The 16,315-nt window shown below is 63.0% G+C and carries 20 protein-coding genes; 8 read left to right on the top strand and 12 right to left on the bottom strand.

All coding sequences use genetic code 11. From position 1 onward, the window contains the following. Positions 1–236: 236 nt before the first annotated feature. From HYH07_RS09235 to HYH07_RS09245, 3 genes are all read left to right on the top strand, one after another. Positions 237–692 carry an Hsp20 family protein gene (locus HYH07_RS09235; RefSeq protein WP_220002199.1) on the top strand — a complete coding sequence of 152 codons (456 nt, stop codon included), beginning with the start codon at positions 237–239 and terminating at the stop codon, positions 690–692. A 79-nt stretch (positions 693–771) separates the two neighbouring features. Then, the gene (locus HYH07_RS09240) at positions 772–1,269 is read left to right on the top strand and encodes an Hsp20/alpha crystallin family protein (RefSeq protein ID WP_220002200.1); all 498 of its coding nucleotides are present in this window, start codon (positions 772–774) and stop codon (positions 1,267–1,269) included. A 62-nt stretch (positions 1,270–1,331) separates the two neighbouring features. Then, positions 1,332–1,526: a hypothetical protein gene (locus HYH07_RS09245; RefSeq protein ID WP_220002201.1), complete on the top strand. Its 195-nt coding sequence runs from the start codon at positions 1,332–1,334 to the stop codon at positions 1,524–1,526. Between the two features lie 72 nt (positions 1,527–1,598). Here the strand turns inward: HYH07_RS09245 and HYH07_RS09250 are convergent, their stop codons facing one another. The 4 genes from HYH07_RS09250 to groES all read right to left on the bottom strand — a co-directional run bounded on the left by HYH07_RS09250 (position 1,599) and on the right by groES (position 4,733). Beyond that, positions 1,599–1,838: a hypothetical protein gene (locus tag HYH07_RS09250; RefSeq protein WP_220002202.1), complete on the bottom strand. Its 240-nt coding sequence runs from the start codon at positions 1,836–1,838 to the stop codon at positions 1,599–1,601. A gap of 391 nt (positions 1,839–2,229) precedes the next feature. After that, complete coding sequence (locus HYH07_RS09255) at positions 2,230–2,562, bottom strand: hypothetical protein (RefSeq protein WP_220002203.1); 333 nt, start codon at positions 2,560–2,562, stop codon at positions 2,230–2,232. Between the two features lie 198 nt (positions 2,563–2,760). Continuing rightward, positions 2,761–4,383, bottom strand: coding sequence for a chaperonin GroEL (gene groL, locus HYH07_RS09260; RefSeq protein ID WP_220002204.1), 1,623 nt, complete (start codon positions 4,381–4,383; stop codon positions 2,761–2,763). A 35-nt stretch (positions 4,384–4,418) separates the two neighbouring features. Further along, the gene (gene groES / locus HYH07_RS09265) at positions 4,419–4,733 is read right to left on the bottom strand and encodes a co-chaperone GroES (RefSeq protein ID WP_220002205.1); all 315 of its coding nucleotides are present in this window, start codon (positions 4,731–4,733) and stop codon (positions 4,419–4,421) included. Positions 4,734–5,028: 295 nt separating this feature from the next. On the opposite strand from groES, the gene HYH07_RS09270 reads away from it, so the two are divergent. Continuing rightward, a complete protein-coding gene (locus tag HYH07_RS09270; protein WP_220002206.1) occupies positions 5,029–5,259 on the top strand; it encodes a hypothetical protein in 231 nt (76 codons plus the stop codon). 51 nt (positions 5,260–5,310) lie between these two features. Here HYH07_RS09270 and rpoH read toward each other — a convergent pair whose 3' ends face one another. Both rpoH and HYH07_RS09280 read right to left on the bottom strand, forming a co-directional pair. Then, positions 5,311–6,225 (bottom strand): RNA polymerase sigma factor RpoH, encoded by a 915-nt coding sequence (gene rpoH, locus HYH07_RS09275; protein WP_220002267.1) that lies wholly within the window; start codon positions 6,223–6,225, stop codon positions 5,311–5,313. A gap of 240 nt (positions 6,226–6,465) precedes the next feature. After that, positions 6,466–7,344 carry an NAD(P)H-dependent oxidoreductase gene (locus HYH07_RS09280; RefSeq protein WP_220002268.1) on the bottom strand — a complete coding sequence of 293 codons (879 nt, stop codon included), beginning with the start codon at positions 7,342–7,344 and terminating at the stop codon, positions 6,466–6,468. Between the two features lie 91 nt (positions 7,345–7,435). Between HYH07_RS09280 and HYH07_RS09285 the strand changes: the two genes are divergently transcribed. Continuing rightward, entirely contained in the window at positions 7,436–8,368 is a 933-nt protein-coding gene (locus tag HYH07_RS09285) for a LysR family transcriptional regulator (RefSeq protein WP_220002207.1), read from the top strand. 44 nt (positions 8,369–8,412) lie between these two features. Here the strand turns inward: HYH07_RS09285 and HYH07_RS09290 are convergent, their stop codons facing one another. Together HYH07_RS09290 and modD are read right to left on the bottom strand one after the other, a co-directional pair. Continuing rightward, on the bottom strand, positions 8,413–8,679 hold the full coding sequence (locus HYH07_RS09290; protein ID WP_220002208.1) for a hypothetical protein: 267 nt from the start codon (positions 8,677–8,679) through the stop codon (positions 8,413–8,415). Positions 8,680–9,256: 577 nt separating this feature from the next. Next, entirely contained in the window at positions 9,257–10,171 is a 915-nt protein-coding gene (gene modD / locus HYH07_RS09295; protein WP_220002209.1) for a ModD protein, read from the bottom strand. A 236-nt stretch (positions 10,172–10,407) separates the two neighbouring features. On the opposite strand from modD, the gene modA reads away from it, so the two are divergent. From modA to modC, 3 genes are read left to right on the top strand one after another with little or no spacing between them, the layout of a single operon-like run. Continuing rightward, positions 10,408–11,160, top strand: a complete 753-nt coding sequence (modA, locus tag HYH07_RS09300) for a molybdate ABC transporter substrate-binding protein (protein ID WP_220002210.1) — start codon at positions 10,408–10,410, stop codon at positions 11,158–11,160. 5 nt (positions 11,161–11,165) lie between these two features. Next, positions 11,166–11,852, top strand: coding sequence for a molybdate ABC transporter permease subunit (gene modB / locus HYH07_RS09305; RefSeq protein WP_220002211.1), 687 nt, complete (start codon positions 11,166–11,168; stop codon positions 11,850–11,852). Next, positions 11,849–13,156 (top strand): molybdenum ABC transporter ATP-binding protein, encoded by a 1,308-nt coding sequence (modC, locus tag HYH07_RS36275; protein WP_228749328.1) that lies wholly within the window; start codon positions 11,849–11,851, stop codon positions 13,154–13,156. The genes modB and modC overlap by 4 nt, the downstream gene beginning before the upstream one ends. Before the next feature lie 13 nt (positions 13,157–13,169). On the opposite strand, the gene HYH07_RS09320 is transcribed toward modC, so the two are convergent. From HYH07_RS09320 to HYH07_RS09335, 4 genes are all read right to left on the bottom strand, one after another. Next, on the bottom strand, positions 13,170–13,376 hold the full coding sequence (locus HYH07_RS09320; protein WP_220002212.1) for a molybdopterin-binding protein: 207 nt from the start codon (positions 13,374–13,376) through the stop codon (positions 13,170–13,172). Between the two features lie 123 nt (positions 13,377–13,499). Further along, positions 13,500–13,796 carry a ferredoxin family protein gene (locus HYH07_RS09325; RefSeq protein WP_188096714.1) on the bottom strand — a complete coding sequence of 99 codons (297 nt, stop codon included), beginning with the start codon at positions 13,794–13,796 and terminating at the stop codon, positions 13,500–13,502. A 36-nt stretch (positions 13,797–13,832) separates the two neighbouring features. Then, positions 13,833–15,140 carry an FAD-dependent oxidoreductase gene (locus HYH07_RS09330; protein WP_220002213.1) on the bottom strand — a complete coding sequence of 436 codons (1,308 nt, stop codon included), beginning with the start codon at positions 15,138–15,140 and terminating at the stop codon, positions 13,833–13,835. Positions 15,141–15,206: 66 nt separating this feature from the next. Next, complete coding sequence (locus HYH07_RS09335; protein ID WP_220002214.1) at positions 15,207–16,313, bottom strand: electron transfer flavoprotein subunit alpha/FixB family protein; 1,107 nt, start codon at positions 16,311–16,313, stop codon at positions 15,207–15,209. Positions 16,314–16,315 lie beyond the last annotated feature (2 nt).

Here is a 16,315-nt window from a genome sequence, read left to right on the forward strand (position 1 = left end):
TTGGCGTAGATCATTTTATCGCTCGTTCAGCCGGACCGACAAAGACATGGGCGCGACACTGCAATTTTCGCAAGTGCCTGGAAGGCCTTGAAACGATAAGGCCCGCTTCTAATTTCATGGCTAGCCGCGCAGCAATTGCACGGCACGATCGGGCGCCTGGTACAGGGCCCGGTCAGAGGGCACCCGGCAGGTGTCCGGGGTGCTCTTATCCATGTTGCTCAAAGGAGGATATGGCTATGACCACGCTTGATCTTGCTCCCCTGTGGCGAACGACCGTCGGGTTCGATCGCTTGTTCGATCTAATGGAGGGCTCCGGCCGATGGAGCGGCGGGGACAACTACCCGCCCTACGACATCGAACGTGTCGGCGAGGACCACTACCAAATCTCTCTGGCGCTTGCGGGCTTCACACCTGACGAGGTCTCCATTACGGCCGAGCAGAACACGCTGACCGTTGAGGGCCGCAAGGCCGAGAAGGGAAGCCACCATTATCTCTTTCGCGGCATCTCTTCGCGCCCGTTCCGGCGGATGTTCAATCTGGCGGAGTATGTGGAGGTGAAAGGTGCCTCGTTCGAGAACGGCATGCTCAAGATCGATCTGGTGCGGCAGGTTCCGGAAGCGATGAAACCGCGCCGGATTGCGATCAGCACAGGTGGCGAATACCAGCAAGTTGAGAACAAGCAGGCGGCCTAACAGGGGCTGCTCGCAGTTGGAGCTCGCGCCGTGGCCCCGCCGCGTCGCGGGCGCTTGGAACAGGGAAAGGAGACACTCTATGGCTATCACTGATCTGATCCCCTGGAGCCGTGGTCGTGACCTGACCACCCGTCGCTCCGAAACCTACAATCCGGTTCTCACCCTGCATCGGGAGATGAACCGCCTGTTCGACGACGTCTTCCGCGGCTTCGATGTCGCACCGTTCGGCGGCAGCTTTTTCGAGCAGTCGATGAACTGGCCGAGCATCGAGGTCAACGAGAGCGACAAGGACGTCAAGGTCACGGCGGAGTTGCCGGGCCTCGAGGAGAAAGACGTCCAGGTCGAACTCGCCAACGGCGTTCTCTCGATCAAGGGAGAGAAGAAGACCGAGACGGAAGACAAGGATCGCAAGTTCAGCGAGCGCTACTATGGCCGGTTTGAACGACGCATCCCGGTCGACGACGTGGATCAGGACAAGATCTCCGCTGCGTTCAAGAACGGCGTGCTGACGGTCACCATGCCGAAGCTGCCGCAAGCGGAGTCCAAGGTGAAGCGGATTGCAATCAACTCGAAATGACTGCGAATGGACGGGAGCGGGTCTCCGCTCCCGTCCCACCAAAGCTCGGGGCGTGCCCAATCATGGACACCAGACGGAAATCCAGTTTTGCAGGCGCAGCGGATGTTGTTGCACATGCCGAGACCGCGGCTCAGCACATCAAGGAACTGAAGGTGGCTTGTGCGAACGGGGATAAGGACGGAGCCCGACGATCGCTGCGCCAGGCGATCAGCGAACTCGAGCTGGCTCGCGCGATGGTGCGGACCGGTCTCGACTGAATCCCGAACAGAGCCAGATTTTTGATCGCCGAGCGTGGCTAAAGCGCGTCTTGGCCCCGAAGACGCGCGGGACTACGCCGCAGAGTTGAAGTCGCTCTTCCTGGCCCGGTCAGCCGCTGCGCGGCTTGCCGCAATGGCCATCCAGTCTCGCAGCAATCCTCTGTCCTCCCTGGAGAACGATGCCCGCCGTTTGAGGTCCTCAAGAGTCTCGCCGGGATGGCATCGCTCGAAATCCTGCCGGATCAGAGATTCGAGATAGGCCGTCTTACCTTGAGCGGCACCGCCCAAGTCGGAATCCGGCGCGATCGTCATAGTCGTCCCTCCTTTCGCGGTTCTCAAAGCCTATCGTGGCTATCAACTGCCTCCAGTTCGGCATCTAATTTTTCGACTATGCGGCGAAGCGATCCGGGAAAGCAACCTGGCGGAGATCATCCATCACTCGCTGCTCTCGCTCAATTCGGGCCAGATAGAGCTGGCGCTCTTGCTCGCTCGTCGCAGTTGAGAGCAGGCGCTGGTAGTGACCGATCACCTTCTGACTGCCTCGGATGAGGAAGTCGCGGACGCCGAGCTCGAGTGCTGTGCTTGAGGCTGCATCGGAGCTACCGCGCGCGGAATGCCTCGCCCAATTCGGTCCCGGCATGATTGTCGCTGGCTCTTCATGGCATTGCCAAGAGGGCGGCCCTCGCGGGCCGCTCTCTGACGTTCAGCTTGTTGCCGTCTGTCCCGCGGAACGTGGCGCCGGCTGCGGCCAAATGCCTGAGGGCGCGGAGGCCGGCGGCAGCAAGGTGTCGATCTTCATCGTTGCTGGCGCGGGCTGCCACTTCAGCCACGGCATCGTGTCGAGATAGGGAATTGGCGGCAGTGGCAGTCCAGCGAAGGCGCCCTGCGTGGCCTCGGCTCCCCGCGGGCTTTCCACGCCGTAAGCAGCGAAGGCCGTCAGGGATATTGCGCTGCCCATCAGCAGAGCGAGCAGGCCTCGCCGCAGATTGCGGCTGGTCTCCGTCCGGGCGGAGAACGTATGGTGATGGCTCAGCATCTATACTCCTCCAATCGTTCGAAAACAGATCCAGGCAAGGGTGACAAAGCTCAGGTAGAACATGAACCAGTGGATCGCGTCCTGTCTCATCCTGAGCCGACGACGGATAGACTTGTTCATGGCGGACTCCGTTTGCAGAAGGTGATCCTTTCTCCTCTCGTTGGGAGAGCCCGGCCTTGATCGGCCGGGCTCTCTTGTTCAGAAGTCCATCGCGGGAGCTGCCGGAGCCGGTTCAGCCTTCTTCGGCTTTTCGGCCACGAGCGCCTCGGTCGTGATCAGCAGCGATGCGACCGACGCGGCGTCCTGCAAGGCGGTGCGGACCACCTTGGCGGGATCGATCACACCGGCTTTTACGAGGTCCTCATACTCGCCGGTCGCCGCGTTGAAGCCCCAGTTGTAGCTCTGGTGCTCCAGAAGCTTGCCGACAATCAGTGAGCCATCCTCGCCGGCGTTCTGCACGATCTGCCGGGCCGGCACCTGAATGGCGCGGCGAACGATGTCGATGCCGGCCTTCTGGTCCGCGTTCGCGGTCTTGATGGCCTCGAGCGCTTTCAGCGAACGCAGAAGGGCGACCCCGCCTCCGGGGAGAATGCCTTCCTCCACCGCCGCGCGCGTCGCGTGCATGGCATCGTCGACGCGGTCCTTGCGCTCCTTGACTTCGACCTCCGTCGCTCCGCCCACGCGGATGACTGCGACGCCTCCGGCAAGCTTGGCGAGGCGCTCTTGCAGCTTTTCACGATCATAGTCGGAGGTAGTTTCCTCGATCTGGAGCCTGATTTGCTGGGCGCGCGCCTCGATATCCTTCTTGGCGCCCGCACCGCCGACGATGGTGGTATTGTCCTTGTCAATGACCACCTTCTTGGCGCGGCCGAGCATCTTCACTGTCACCTTTTCCAGCTTGATGCCGAGGTCCTCGCTGATGACATTGCCGCCGGTCAGGATCGCGATGTCCTCCAGCATGGCCTTGCGGCGATCGCCGAAGCCCGGCGCCTTGACGGCCGCGACCTTCAGTCCGCCGCGCAGCCTGTTGACGACCAATGTCGCAAGCGCTTCACCTTCGATGTCCTCCGCGATGATCAGGAGCGGCTGACCGGACTGAACGACCTGCTCGAGCAGCGGCAGCATGGTCTGCAAGCCCGACAGCTTCTTCTCATGGATCAGGACGTAGGGATCCTCGAGCTCGACGCGCATCTTCTCGGTGTTGGTGACGAAGTAAGGCGAGATGTAGCCGCGATCGAACTGCATACCCTCGACCACTTCGAGCTCGGTATGCAGGCTCTTGGCCTCCTCGACGGTAATCACGCCCTCATTGCCGACCTTGTTCATGGCGTCGGCCAGGAAGCGGCCAATCTCGGTATCACCATTGGCCGAGATCGTGCCCACCTGGGCGATTTCGTCGTTGGAGGTGATTTTCTTGGCGTGTGATTTCAGGTCGGAGACGACAGCGTCGACAGCCAGGTCAATGCCCCGCTTCAGGTCCATTGGATTCATGCCGGCGGCGACGGATTTGCTGCCCTCCTTGAAGATGGCCTGTGCAAGCACGGTCGCCGTTGTGGTGCCGTCACCGGCGGCATCGCTGGTCTTCGACGCGACCTCGCGCACCATCTGCGCGCCCATGTTCTCGAACTTGTCCTCCAGTTCGATCTCCTTGGCGACGGTCACGCCATCCTTGGTGATGCGTGGCGCACCGAACGATTTCTCGATGACGACGTTGCGCCCCTTCGGACCGAGTGTGACCTTCACCGCGTTTGCCAGTGTGTCGACGCCCCGCAGCATGCGCTCTCGGGCCTCGGTTGCGAACTTCACGTCCTTGGCAGCCATTTTTGTCTCTCCTTTCCTCTATGACTGTCAGCGCGCTATGCGGCCTTCTTGACGGCGCCTGCCTTGTCGATGACACCCAGAAGGTCGCTTTCCTTCATGATCAGGAATTCCTCGCCGTCGATCTTGACCTCTGTGCCAGACCACTTTGCGAACAGGACGTGGTCACCGGGCTTGACGTCGAGTTGAACGAGCTGGCCCTGTTCGTTGCGCGCGCCCGGGCCAGCGGCGACAATCTCGCCCTGCTGCGGCTTCTCCTTTGCTGTGTCTGGAATGATGATACCGCCGGCGGTTTTCTCTTCGGCATCGAGACGTCGCACGAGCACGCGATCGTGCAAGGGACGGAAATGCATGCACATCCTCCTTGGGTAGGTTCAGCGATGTCCAAAATCCGGGTCCGTAACGGCCCCCGGGCGGAAAAGCACCTAGGAGCGGGGGAACCAGTTTCAAGAGGAAGGAAGAAAATTTTTTGCGGTGAAGGCCGCCGCGTCGCTGTCGCTCGCGGCTCGCACCGGAGGCTGCCCCGGGCCATCCGGAATTGCTCGCCGCACGTTGAAAATTGAGACGATCAAACCGAGATGTTTTCTCGGCTGCGGAGCAAACTCTGCCCGGCAAATTGGAGCATCTTCGAAAGGAGGGTAATCACAGATGCGGACTTTCCTGGTACTTGCCGCTCTACTCGGGATGGTGGTTTCGCTGCAGGCGAAAGAAGCGGATTCGTCGCGAGCGGTGCGAAGCCCCGACGCCGCCGTCAAGCAGTTTGTCAGCAACCAAGGCGGCCAGCCGCGGGGCAAGCCCGCAAGAACCAGATCCGATGGCCGCAACGACCGTGATTTCTCAGCGGAAGCCGTCGTGCCTGATATCTGCACCGGCTGCTGATCCAGCGATCAGCAGCCGGCCAGCGCCGTTTTGTGGGCTGCTTCTAATATGCTATGCGCTCGCTGAAGCAGCCTCAAGATCCGGAAGGCGTGCGGACAGCATCGTCTTGATGCGCTTCAAGGCGCGCTGCTCGATCTGGCGGATTCGCTCGCGAGAAATCCCGAAGACATGGGCAAGATCGTCGAGCGTGCTTTGCTCCTCCGCCATGTAGCGGGCTTCGACGATGGTGCGTTCTCGCGGAGAAAGCGCACTCAGCGCCTCCGAGAGTGCGGCCTTCTGCCGTTCACGGTCTCCGGTCTCCATCAGCAGGGTTTCAGGATCAGGGGATGCATCGATGAGCCTGTCCTGCCATTGCTCGCCTTCTTCGTCACTAAGCTGAACGTTCAGCGTCAAGTCGCCGCGGATTCGCCGGTTCATCTCGACGACGTCAGTCTCCTTGACCTGAAGATGCTCGGAGATCTGCTTCGCCTGCTCCGGCGAAAGCTCGCCATCTTCAGGCGCACCGAGACGTCGCTTCAACTTTCGAAGGTTGAAGAACAGCTTTTTTTGCGCTGCAGTTGTGCCGAGCTTGACGAGTGACCACGATCTCAGGACGAATTCCTGCACGGACGCCTTGATCCACCAAGCGGCATAGGTCGCCAGGCGAAATCCCCTCTCGGGGTCGAACCGCTTGACGGCCAGCATCAATCCGACATTGGCTTCCGAGATGAGGTCGGTGACGGGCAATCCATAGCGCCGATATTTCAGCGCGATCTTCGCGGCCAAGCGGAGATGGCTCGTCACCAGACGGTAAGCAGCTTCGCGATCCCCGGAATCCCGAAGACGCCTCGCATACATCACTTCCTCGGATGCATCGAGCAGCGGGAAGCTGCGGATCTCCTGCAGGTACCGGGACAACCCGGCTTCCGAATGGATGGCAGGAAGGGCTGACTTGATTGACATGACTTGCCCTCCTTCAGAATCCATCGCCGCTCTCGAGCTCTGGCGAGCGGACAGAGGGAATATGCGGCCGCGAGACCCCACCGACGTGAGTGAGACTGATCGACTGCCAAACGACGATACGGGTAGCTTTCATATCCAAATCCTCCATGGAGCAAAATGGTACGAGCCGCCGTGTCGCCTGGCTCAGCTGGGCCCTGAGGCGCCCAAGGACGCGCAGGCCGGCGGCGCCAAAAGAACCACCAAGCCAATGGGTTGTTCCCCGTATCAGCTCGCCAATTCGTCGGAAGCCAAACTGCCGCGGCCCAGTGAGGCCGGGGACGTGTCCGACGCTTGCGGCTTAATTTTCCGCACGGTATGCCTTCCGCGATCGAGGTGAAGTGCGAATCCGCTTGTGCCGGGAGCCTCGAGCCCGGCGCGGAGCTGCATGCTCGGGATCAGGTAATCGCCGCCGTTTTGTCGCCGATACGGAATGGGCGAGGTGGTGGCGAGCGACCGCATCCGCTCTCGCAGACTGTCGGCGACGGGCTCAAAGCCAGAATCGTCGAACCGGTCGACCCGGTACACCACGAACGGAGGGAGGACGTCATAGCCGGGATAGTAGAGGATACCGTGATTGATGGGGAAGAGCAGGTCGTCGATCGGCCCGTTGACGCCGCGATCGGAGTAGTGCTCTTCCCAGCCGCCGGCGGTCACGACCAGCATCGCGCGCTTGCCCTTCAAGGTTCCCTCGCCATAGCGATCGCCCCACCTGACGTCGCTGTGTTCGCCGACCCCATAAGCAAATCCATAGGCGAACACCCGGTCCACCCAGCCCTTGAGAATCGCCGGCATCGAAAACCACCACAGCGGAAACTGCAGAATCAGGACATCCGCCCATAACAGCTTCTCGATCTCGGCTTTCACATCGCTGGTCAACGTGCCCGCCTCGAAAGCCTGCTTGGAGGCCGCGGCCGGCTTGAGCCGTTCACCTTGCCCCAGCGACGGAAAGTCGCCTCGGTCGACCTCAGATTTCCAGCCCTGGGCATAGAGATCCGACACCTGCACCTCGTGACCGAGCCGCTTGAGCTCGCTGACGGCGACGTTGAGCAGAGCGCCGTTCAGCGAACGCGGCTCCGGATGGGCGAAGACAATCAAGACTTTCATGACAGCACCTCCTGATGAGTGATGGTCGATCAGGTGGCACGTGAAGCCGGGATGCAGTAGATGTCGGAAATGGATAGGATTATGCCGGAAAATGGATAAATCAGAAGTCACGCTTGAACGTATGCGCAGCTTCGTCCGGGTCGCCGAACGGGGCAACCTGTCCGCGGTCGCGCGCGAACTGGGAGTCGGCCAGTCGACCGTGACGCGGCATTTGCGAGAGCTGGAGGATGCGGTCGGCGTGCCGCTGCTGAGCAGAACCACGCGCCGGGTGACCATGACCGAAGAAGGGGCGCGTTACTATCGGCACTGCGTCCAGATCCTGCGCCAGGTTGATTTGGCGGGCGAGGAGGCGCGCAGCACGCGCGGCGCGGCAGCCGGTACGGTACGCATCTCGTGCACCGCGGCGTTCGGAGTATTGCACGTCAGCCGTTTCGTTTTTGCCTTTCAGGACCGGCATCCGGACATCCTGGTTGATCTCAGCCTTACGGACGAGCGAATCGACCTCGTGCAGGAGGGCGTCGATATTGCTCTCCGGCTTGGGCGACTTGGTGACAGCTCGATGAAGCTGAAGGCGCTGGGCCAATCCCGGCGGATGCTCGTTGCCGCACCCGGCTATCTAGCCGAACGCGGCAGGCCGGCGCGGCCGCAAGACTTGGCAGATCACGAAGGCGTCAGGATGTCCAATATCGCGGGCAGCGATCTCCTGGTACTGCATGGTCAGCGCGGCGGGCGCCATGTGGTGCCATTCGGGGGTCGCTTGCGCGTTGATCATGGACTTGCAGCAAGAGAGGCCCTGGTAGCCGGACGGGGGATAGCGCCTGCACATCTCTGGCTCGTCGGGGATCTCCTCGCCGCCAACAAGCTCGAAGTGGTGCTTCCCGAATTTTCGCCACCGTCCGTTCCGCTGAACATGCTGATCGTACCGGAACGGTTGGGCATCGCCCGCGTGCGCTTGTTGGTCGACTTTCTCTCGGCACGGATCGCGCAAACGCCCGGCATCAAAAAGCGGGCTCCTGGAGGCTAGAGAGCGGGCGATGCAGGCCCGGCGAAAACCGGGCCTTCTTTTCATCACCAGTACCAGTACGGATCAACCGGCGGATAGTAGCGGACGACCCGATACGGGCGGCCATAGTAGTAAGGCGGGCCATAGACCGGCCCATAATAGACCGGTGGTGCGGTGGCGGCCGCCAGTGTTCCAGCGAACAGTCCGAGAGCAAGCCCGGGACCGATACCCGGACCGCCCCAGCCATGATGACGCCAATGGGCCGATGCCGGCGCAACCGATCCGATGAGGAGCGTTGCCGCCGCGACGACTGCAAGAGCAAGCTTTCTCATGTCGTTTCCCTCAAGTTACGTAAGCGCTCTGCGCGCTTGTCTCCTTGTCTTGGTCCACTTCGCCGAACCTCGGTTCGGCTATTCACTGAATTAGAATTGTAAGTTGCGAGTTCAAGTAACCCGTCGATGTGGCGGGGTGGCTCTACGCTGAACGGGGCACGCCGTTGGACCTCGCGGAGGCCTTCCTTCGGCATCTTCCGGATCAGCAGGTCAATATCGCTCTGCTCCAGCGTCTCCCTCTCGAGCAGCCTCTTGAAACCGGGCCAGTGTGTTCTAATTCGATGTGTGCGGTGCGGATCGCGCTGCACCCCCCCGGGCTTGGTAGATTGGCGATGGACGATTATCGCGACCTCGTGACGGCTGCTCTGGTGCTGTTCTTCGCGGGTCTCATGTTGGTTGTCGGCCAACTCTATCTCGAACACAGCACTAGAAAGGATCCCGGCACGGAGATCGAACTGCGGCATGCGCCGACGTCGTCACCAATCTTGAGCTCGCGAGGGTCCAGCCGGGCTTGATCCCGGAGGGCCCGCGCGTCGCGCCGGCGCGCTTCTCCGCGGTCGAGGGAGCGGGGCTTCCACTACATCGTCGTCGAACGCGCCTGCCGCTCCGTCCGACCGAAAATTTGACCACGGCGAGCATCCGTGGCAGCGATCCATACCTGCACGTCCTTTGGCTTGGCCAGATACGGCGCTGACGTCACCAGGACATCGCTGCCGGCCTCTGCATAGGCTGCTGCGTTGGCTGCATTGACGCCGCCGGCAGCAGCGATGATCGGGCGTTCGCGTGTATAGGCCATCGACGCCACGCGTTTGACCAACGCAGCGACCTCGGCTGGTGAAAACCTCTCCGCCTGGATCACGTCGAAACCGGCGACCGCTGCGGCGAGGGCCGCATCGGCCGTCTTCACCTCAATCACGAGTTTCTTTTCTGGCGCGGCCCGGCGTAATCGTTCGACCGCCTGAAACAAAGGCAGCTCGCCGAGAAACGCGCGGTGTTCGGGAAACACCAGCACGGTCTCGGACAGGCCGAGCCGATGCATCACGGCGCCGCCGGCCTTCACCGCCGCTACGGCAAAGCGCTTGGTGCCGGGCATGTTCTTGCGGGTGCAGGCGACCGGAATCTGTGGCGCGACCGCCCTCGCCGCGTCGACGATGGCGCGGGTCTCGCTGGCGACACCCGACCAGATTTCGATCAGGGTCTGCGCGACCTTCCAGCTCCGCAGCAGGCCGGCAGCCGGCCCGCGTGCCTCGAGGATCGGCGCACCCTGCTCCAGCGTCGCGCCGGATGCCGCGAACAGCTCAACCTCGCAGCCGGCGAGCGCGATGATCGCGGCGGCATCCTCGACGAGCGCCAGGACCATCGATGCGCGCGCGACAAACCGCATGACGCCATCGATCGCACCGATCCCGAGCGCCTCGGTGGTGAGGTCGCCGTAAGGCACATCATCTTCCAGCAGACGCTCGAGCTCGGCACGCGATGCAACGGTCGCCATGGCCCGCTTCCTTTCATTGGCGTCGGCTTGCCGACGGCTTTGTCGCAAACCCGACACGGATCGTCGGCGCTTCCGCCGCAAGGGACAGGAAGTTGCGCTTTTGACGGTCAATTCTGCAAGGCGCGCACCAAACTCCGGCTGCCCTGTCCGGCATGCCGATTGCTGAGCCCGTAACGGCCGGCGCCTCGCGGCAATCGGGCTCGCGCGGGGGCGGCTACCGTCCGCTGGAGTTCATCATGAAACTGTTTCGCAAGATCGCCGTCGCCACAGGCTTGCTGCTCGCATGCGCCGAGGCGCAGGCTGCACAGACCAACGTCGCCGTGGCCGCCAACTTTGTCGATGCCGCGAAGGAGATCGCCGCCATCTTCAAGCAGAAGACCGGACACGAGGCTGTGCTGAGCTTCGGCGCGAGCGGTCAGTTCTACACCCAGATCACGCAGGGCGCGCCGTTCCAGGTTTTCCTGTCCGCCGATGAATCGCGGCCGAAGAAGCTGGTCGAGGACGGCCTCGCGGTCGAGGGCAGCCGCTTCACCTACGCGATTGGCAAGCTCGTGCTGTGGAGCAAGTCACCGGGAGTCGTGACCGGCGAAGAGACGTTGGAGGCTGCGTCCTTTGCAAAACTCTCGATCTGCAACCCGGCCGCCGCGCCCTACGGGCTCGCCGCCGTGGAAACCATGAAGTCGCTGCATCTGTACGATACCCTGAAGCCGAAGCTGGTGGAGGGCGCGACCATCACCCAGGCCTATCAGTTCGTCGAAACCGGGAATGCCGAAGTCGGTTTCGTCGCGCTGTCGCAACTGACCGGCAGCGAGGCCGGTTCACGCTGGGTGGTGCCGCAATCGCTCTATAACCCGATCCGCCAGGACGCAGTCCTGCTGAAGACCGGCGCCGGAAACGAGGCCGCCGTCGCGTTCATCGCCTTCCTCAGGGGACCCGAGGCGCGCGCCGTCATCGAGAAATACGGCTACGCGCTGGACGGACAGAGCTGACGCGCATGGAGATCTGGACGATCGAAATCCGCCAGTCGGTGTTGCTCACGATCGAGCTCGCCGCAATCTCGACCGCGATCGTGCTGGTGCTGGCAACGCCGTTGGCCTGGTGGCTGGCGCACGCCAGGGGCTGGTGGACCGAGATCGTCGCGAGCGTGGTCGCGCTGCCGCTGGTGCTGCCGCCGACCGTGCTCGGCTTCTATCTGCTCGTGCTGCTCGGTCCCGGCGGGCCTGGCGGATGGATCGCGCGGCTGTGGAGCGGACGTACGCTCGCCTTCACCTTCGAAGGCCTTGTCATCGGCTCGGTGGTGTATTCCATGCCCTTCGTGGTGCAGCCGATCCGCAACGCTTTCGCCGCGATCGGGGAGCGACCGCTCGAGGTGGCCGCCACCTTGCGCGCCTCGCCCTCGCGCACGTTCTGGACCGTCGCCGTGCCGCTGGCACGGCCCGGCTTCATGACCGGCGCCGTGCTCGGCTTCGCGCACACCGTCGGCGAGTTCGGCCTCGTGCTGATGATCGGCGGCAACATTCCCGGACGGACCAAGGTGCTGTCGGTCGCGCTCTTCGACTATGTCGAGACTTCGCGCTGGCGCGAGGCGAGCGTCCTGGCCGGTGGCATGGTGATCTTCGCCTTTGCGGTGATCCTGACCATGGCGCTGCTCGACAAGCGAGCCGCGAGGGCCACGGCATGAGAAGAGCCGAACCCGGCCGGATCAACGCAGCCTTTCGCGGCTCGCTCGGCCGCTTCTCGCTCGATGTCGCGCTCAGCGTGCCCGCATCCGGTGTGACCGCGATCTTCGGGCCGTCAGGCTGCGGCAAGACCACGGTCGCGCGCTGCATCGCCGGGCTGCAACGCATGACCGACGGCTTCTGCGCGGTGGACGGCGAGGTCTGGCAGGATCATCACGGCTTTCGCCAGGTGCACCGGCGCCCGATCGGCTACGTATTCCAGGAGGCCAGCCTGTTTCCCCATCTCTCGGTCCGCGGCAACCTGCTGTTCGGCGCGCCGAAGATCATGAAGGCCGAGGTCGCCTTCGACGAGGTCATCGAGCTGCTCGGGCTGGCTGCCTTGTTGGACCGGGCACCGCACCGGCTTTCGGGCGGCGAGCGACAACGCGTGGCGATCGGCCGCGCTCTGCTGTCGCAGCCCAAACTCCTCCTGATGGACGAGCCACTCGCCGCGCTCGATCGCGCCACCAAGAGCGAGATCCTGCCATTTCTCGAACGGCTGCACGAGCGGCTGTCACTGCCGGTGTTCTATATCAGCCACGACATGGCCGAAATCGAGCGCTTTGCCGACCATCTCGTGCTGATGGAGCATGGCCGCGTCGTCAGCACGGGTCCGCTGCAAGCATCGCCGGCCGGCAGCGGCGATCGGCACGGAGATTGCTCGCCACGCTCAAAGAGCGTAGGAGGCCCGACCAGGATGACCGCCATGCCGATCGATTTCAACGACATCGACCCGAACCGTGTTGCCGCTATCCTCTATGGTCCGCAGGACGACATCGATAGCTTGCTCGCCGATATTGCCCAGGATCTGGTGCGATCGGGCGAACGGATCGGCGGGGTGGTCCAGCGCAACGTTAGGGATGGCGGCGGCTGCCAGATCGGCATGCAGGCGATCGACCTCATGACCGGCACTGAGATCTCGATCTGCCAGCCGCTCGGCTCGGGCGCGCTGGCCTGCAAGCTCGACGCCGCGGGTCTCGCCGAGGCCGCGGTGGCCGTGACACGCGCGATCGCGGCGGATGTCGACCTCATCGTCATCAACAAATTCTCCAAGCAGGAGGCCGCCGGCGAAGGCCTGCGCGACGAGCTGGCCGACGCTATCGCTGCCGGCATCCCCGTGCTGACGGCGGTCCCGGAAAAATGCCTGGAGGCGTGGCGTAGCTTTACCGGCGACATCGGCACCAGCCTGCTGTGCGAACGAGGCGCAATCGAAGGCTGGTGGCGAGACCTGTCATCGCGCATGAAGCGGGCGCGCAGAGCGGCCTGACCTCCTTGCGATCTTACTTGCCGATCATCACGTCGGATGACTTGATCACGGCGGAGACGGTGTCTCCGACCTTCAGCGCCAGATCGTCCACCGCCTCGTTGGTGATCGCCGAAAACACCACCAGCCCCGGCGCGAGCTCGATCTTCACATGGGCCGTCGTCGTTCCCTTGGTGACGGCGATGACTTTTCCGGGAAGAATATTGCGTGCGCTCAACTTCATTTTCTATTCCTTGCGTTCCGGCAACGCGAAGCTAGTCGCAAGGTCTGTTGCGTTCAACTCACCGTCTCGCGAGTGCATGCACGTCCGACGACGTTGCCTCGAGCCCAGCCGAAGCTGCCGGTGTCAGCCGAACTTGAACAGCACGCCGTAGCCACCGCGCGGATAGCTCCACTCGATGTCGCCGCTCCCCTCGCAGATCACCCGGCAGGTCCCGCATTCGATGCAGCCATCGACGGTAATCTCGACCTGGCCCTTGTCGTTGAGCTCATAGCAGCGCGCCGGGCAGGCCTTCAGCATGCTGAGGAGCTCCGGCGACGGTTTGGTGTGCGGTCGCACCTTGATGTGGGCTCGCCCGGCATCGACCAGGTAGCGATTGTAAAACAGCTTGTCCTCGACACGCACGGATGGCTCGATCGACATGTTTGGTCTCCGTCGTTGGTGTTCTATGCCTCGGCGTCACCGCCAGGCACGCGCGAGGCGGAAGGCATCACCGAACAACCCGCTCCACGATCGTGCCTTGACGAATGATTTGAACGTCGTCTTTTCCTTCTCGACCTTCGGCGTGCCGTCGACGCGCAGGAAGTTCTGCATCGCCTTGGAGACGAGCTCGGGATAGGTCAGGAAGAAGTTTTGCGACTGCGTGTGCATCAGCGCCGGCATGTCCTTGTACTTTTTGAGATCCTTGATGACGAAGGACTCGTCCAGCATCTTCTTGTAGAGCGACAGGTTCTCCGCCGTCATCGGATCCTTGCGCGACTTGACCTGGAAGATCGCTTCGGCCGCGATCCGGCCCGAAGTCATGGCAAGATTCGAACCCTCGCGGTGGATGGCGTTGTTGAGCTGGGCGGCATCGCCGACCACGACCCAACCCTCGCCGTAAAGCTGCGGGATCGCCTTGAAGCCTCCCTCGGGGATGAGGTGTGCAGCATATTCCTTCACCTCCGAGCCTTCGATCAGCGGAGCGACCGAGGGATGGCGCTTGAAGCGATCGAGCAAGCCGTAAGGCGTCTCGCCGGTACGCTGGAAGTCCGCAACCAGGCAACCGATACCGAGCGAGATGCACTCCTTGTTGGCGTAGATGAACCCCATGCCGGTCATGCCGCGCGAGATCGTGCCGGCCGCCTCGATCACCATGCCCTCGTCGCCCCTAAGGTTAAAGCGGGCCTCGATGGTCTCGCGCGGCAGGAAATGCATCTCCTTCACCGCGAGGGCGACCTTGTCGGGCGTCGGTCGCTGGCGCAGGCCGGCGCGCGTGCCGAGCAGGCCATTGACGCCCTCGGCCAGCACCACGACGTCGGCGTGGATCTCTCCGTCCGCGCGATCGGTGCGAACGCCGATCACCTTGCCATAGGCGTCCTGAGCAAGCTCCGTCACCGTCGTCTCGCACAGCACGGTAGCACCGGCTTCCCGCACCTTCTGGGAAAGCCATTTGTCGAACTGGGCGCGGATAATGGTGTAGCGGTTCGGCTTCTCCTCGTTGAAATCGTCGGAACGATAATGCAAGCCGGTGTGCGAGCGGTCGTCCATCATCCAGAAGCGCTGCTCGACCAGGTGACGCTCCAACGGCGCATCCTCGCGGAAATCGGGGATCAGCTTCTCCAGCATGTCGGCATAGAGGATCGCGCCCTGCACGTTCTTCGAGCCTGAATATTCGCCGCGCTCGAGCTGGAGCACCTTCAGGCCGCGCTGGGCGAGCGTCAGCGCCGCCGCGTTGCCGGCCATGCCGGCGCCGACGACGATGGCATCGAATTTCTCCTCGATCATGACGCCTCTCCTCTATTTGGGCATGTTCTCGTCGGCGAAGCGGTATCCGCTTCGCCGGAACACGCGCTAGCTCGCGATCCGGTCGCGCGAATGCGGTGACAGCCGGGCCCGGAACGCCGCCGTCAGAGCCGGAAGCAGCCGGATCGCGTCGGCAACGATGCCCATATGGGCAAAATCGAAGATCGGCGCGTTCCTGTCGGTGTTGATGGCAACGATCAGGTCGGCGCCCTCGACACCGACGCGATGCTGGATCGCGCCGGAAATGCCCGCGGCGATATAGAGTTTTGGCCGGATGGTCTTGCCGGTCTGGCCGATCTGGCGGTCCGAGGTGACCCAGCCCTTCTGCACCAGCGGCCGCGAGCAGCCATATTCGGCGCCCAGGACGGTCGCGAGCTGGCGCACCAGCTGGAAATTCTCGGGCGATCCGAGCCCGAGGCCGCCAGCGACGACGACGTCGGCATAAGCGAGATTGGATTTTTGGGAATCGCGATCAGGCAGGAACGACAGCACCTTGGTCACGATGTCGTCCTCGATAAGGCCGAGCGGATGGCTGACGATGCGGCCGACCGGACGCACGATGCGCTCCGGCATCGGCATCACGCGCGGGCGCACCGTGGCCATCTGGGGCCGGTAGTTCAGGGTGTAGATCGTGCAGAGCAGCGAGCCGCCGAAGGTCGGGCGCGTCGCGGCGAGCGAACCGTCGGTATCGACGTCGAGCTCGGTGCAGTCGGCGGTGAGCCCGGTGAGCAGGGTCGTCGCCACCGAGCCTGCGAGATCGCGGCCGAGTGTGGTGGCGCCGAGCAGGAGGATTTCGGGCTTGTACGTGTTGACGACGTCGGTCAGCGCCTTGGTGTAGGATTCATTGCGGTAGTCGGCGAGCAGATTGTCGGCGACCATGTAGACGAGATCGGCACCGTAACAGAACGCCTCCGTGGCCGCGCTCTGCGTCGCATCGCCCTCCGGGCCGATCACGACCGCGGCAAGATCGACCTTGAGCTTGTCGGCGAGCTTGCGGCCGGCGCCCATCAGCTCCCAGGACACGGGATGAACCTGGCCACGTTCCTGCTCTATGAAGACCCAGACATGCTTGTAGGCCTTGAAATGCTCGGGCAGCTCCTTCTTTGTTGCTGCGCGACCCGCGGCTGGAGCGGCTGTCTTCGGTGCGGTGCTCATGA

Origin of the sequence: Bradyrhizobium sp. BR 10261, from assembly GCF_019455395.1 — a bacterium.
GTDB lineage: Bacteria > Pseudomonadota > Alphaproteobacteria > Rhizobiales > Xanthobacteraceae > Bradyrhizobium > Bradyrhizobium manausense.

Coding starts and splice junctions, on each gene's coding strand:
- HYH07_RS09235 (WP_220002199.1), top strand. CDS start 237: ATGACCACGCTTGATCTTGCTCCCCTGTGGCGAACGACCGTCGGGTTC.
- HYH07_RS09240 (WP_220002200.1), top strand. CDS start 772: ATGGCTATCACTGATCTGATCCCCTGGAGCCGTGGTCGTGACCTGACC.
- HYH07_RS09245 (WP_220002201.1), top strand. CDS start 1,332: ATGGACACCAGACGGAAATCCAGTTTTGCAGGCGCAGCGGATGTTGTT.
- HYH07_RS09250 (WP_220002202.1), bottom strand. CDS start 1,838: ATGACGATCGCGCCGGATTCCGACTTGGGCGGTGCCGCTCAAGGTAAG.
- HYH07_RS09255 (WP_220002203.1), bottom strand. CDS start 2,562: ATGCTGAGCCATCACCATACGTTCTCCGCCCGGACGGAGACCAGCCGC.
- groL (WP_220002204.1), bottom strand. CDS start 4,383: ATGGCTGCCAAGGACGTGAAGTTCGCAACCGAGGCCCGAGAGCGCATG.
- groES (WP_220002205.1), bottom strand. CDS start 4,733: ATGCATTTCCGTCCCTTGCACGATCGCGTGCTCGTGCGACGTCTCGAT.
- HYH07_RS09270 (WP_220002206.1), top strand. CDS start 5,029: ATGCGGACTTTCCTGGTACTTGCCGCTCTACTCGGGATGGTGGTTTCG.
- rpoH (WP_220002267.1), bottom strand. CDS start 6,225: ATGGATTCTGAAGGAGGGCAAGTCATGTCAATCAAGTCAGCCCTTCCT.
- HYH07_RS09280 (WP_220002268.1), bottom strand. CDS start 7,344: ATGAAAGTCTTGATTGTCTTCGCCCATCCGGAGCCGCGTTCGCTGAAC.
- HYH07_RS09285 (WP_220002207.1), top strand. CDS start 7,436: ATGGATAAATCAGAAGTCACGCTTGAACGTATGCGCAGCTTCGTCCGG.
- HYH07_RS09290 (WP_220002208.1), bottom strand. CDS start 8,679: ATGAGAAAGCTTGCTCTTGCAGTCGTCGCGGCGGCAACGCTCCTCATC.
- modD (WP_220002209.1), bottom strand. CDS start 10,171: ATGGCGACCGTTGCATCGCGTGCCGAGCTCGAGCGTCTGCTGGAAGAT.
- modA (WP_220002210.1), top strand. CDS start 10,408: ATGAAACTGTTTCGCAAGATCGCCGTCGCCACAGGCTTGCTGCTCGCA.
- modB (WP_220002211.1), top strand. CDS start 11,166: ATGGAGATCTGGACGATCGAAATCCGCCAGTCGGTGTTGCTCACGATC.
- modC (WP_228749328.1), top strand. CDS start 11,849: ATGAGAAGAGCCGAACCCGGCCGGATCAACGCAGCCTTTCGCGGCTCG.
- HYH07_RS09320 (WP_220002212.1), bottom strand. CDS start 13,376: ATGAAGTTGAGCGCACGCAATATTCTTCCCGGAAAAGTCATCGCCGTC.
- HYH07_RS09325 (WP_188096714.1), bottom strand. CDS start 13,796: ATGTCGATCGAGCCATCCGTGCGTGTCGAGGACAAGCTGTTTTACAAT.
- HYH07_RS09330 (WP_220002213.1), bottom strand. CDS start 15,140: ATGATCGAGGAGAAATTCGATGCCATCGTCGTCGGCGCCGGCATGGCC.
- HYH07_RS09335 (WP_220002214.1), bottom strand. CDS start 16,313: ATGAGCACCGCACCGAAGACAGCCGCTCCAGCCGCGGGTCGCGCAGCA.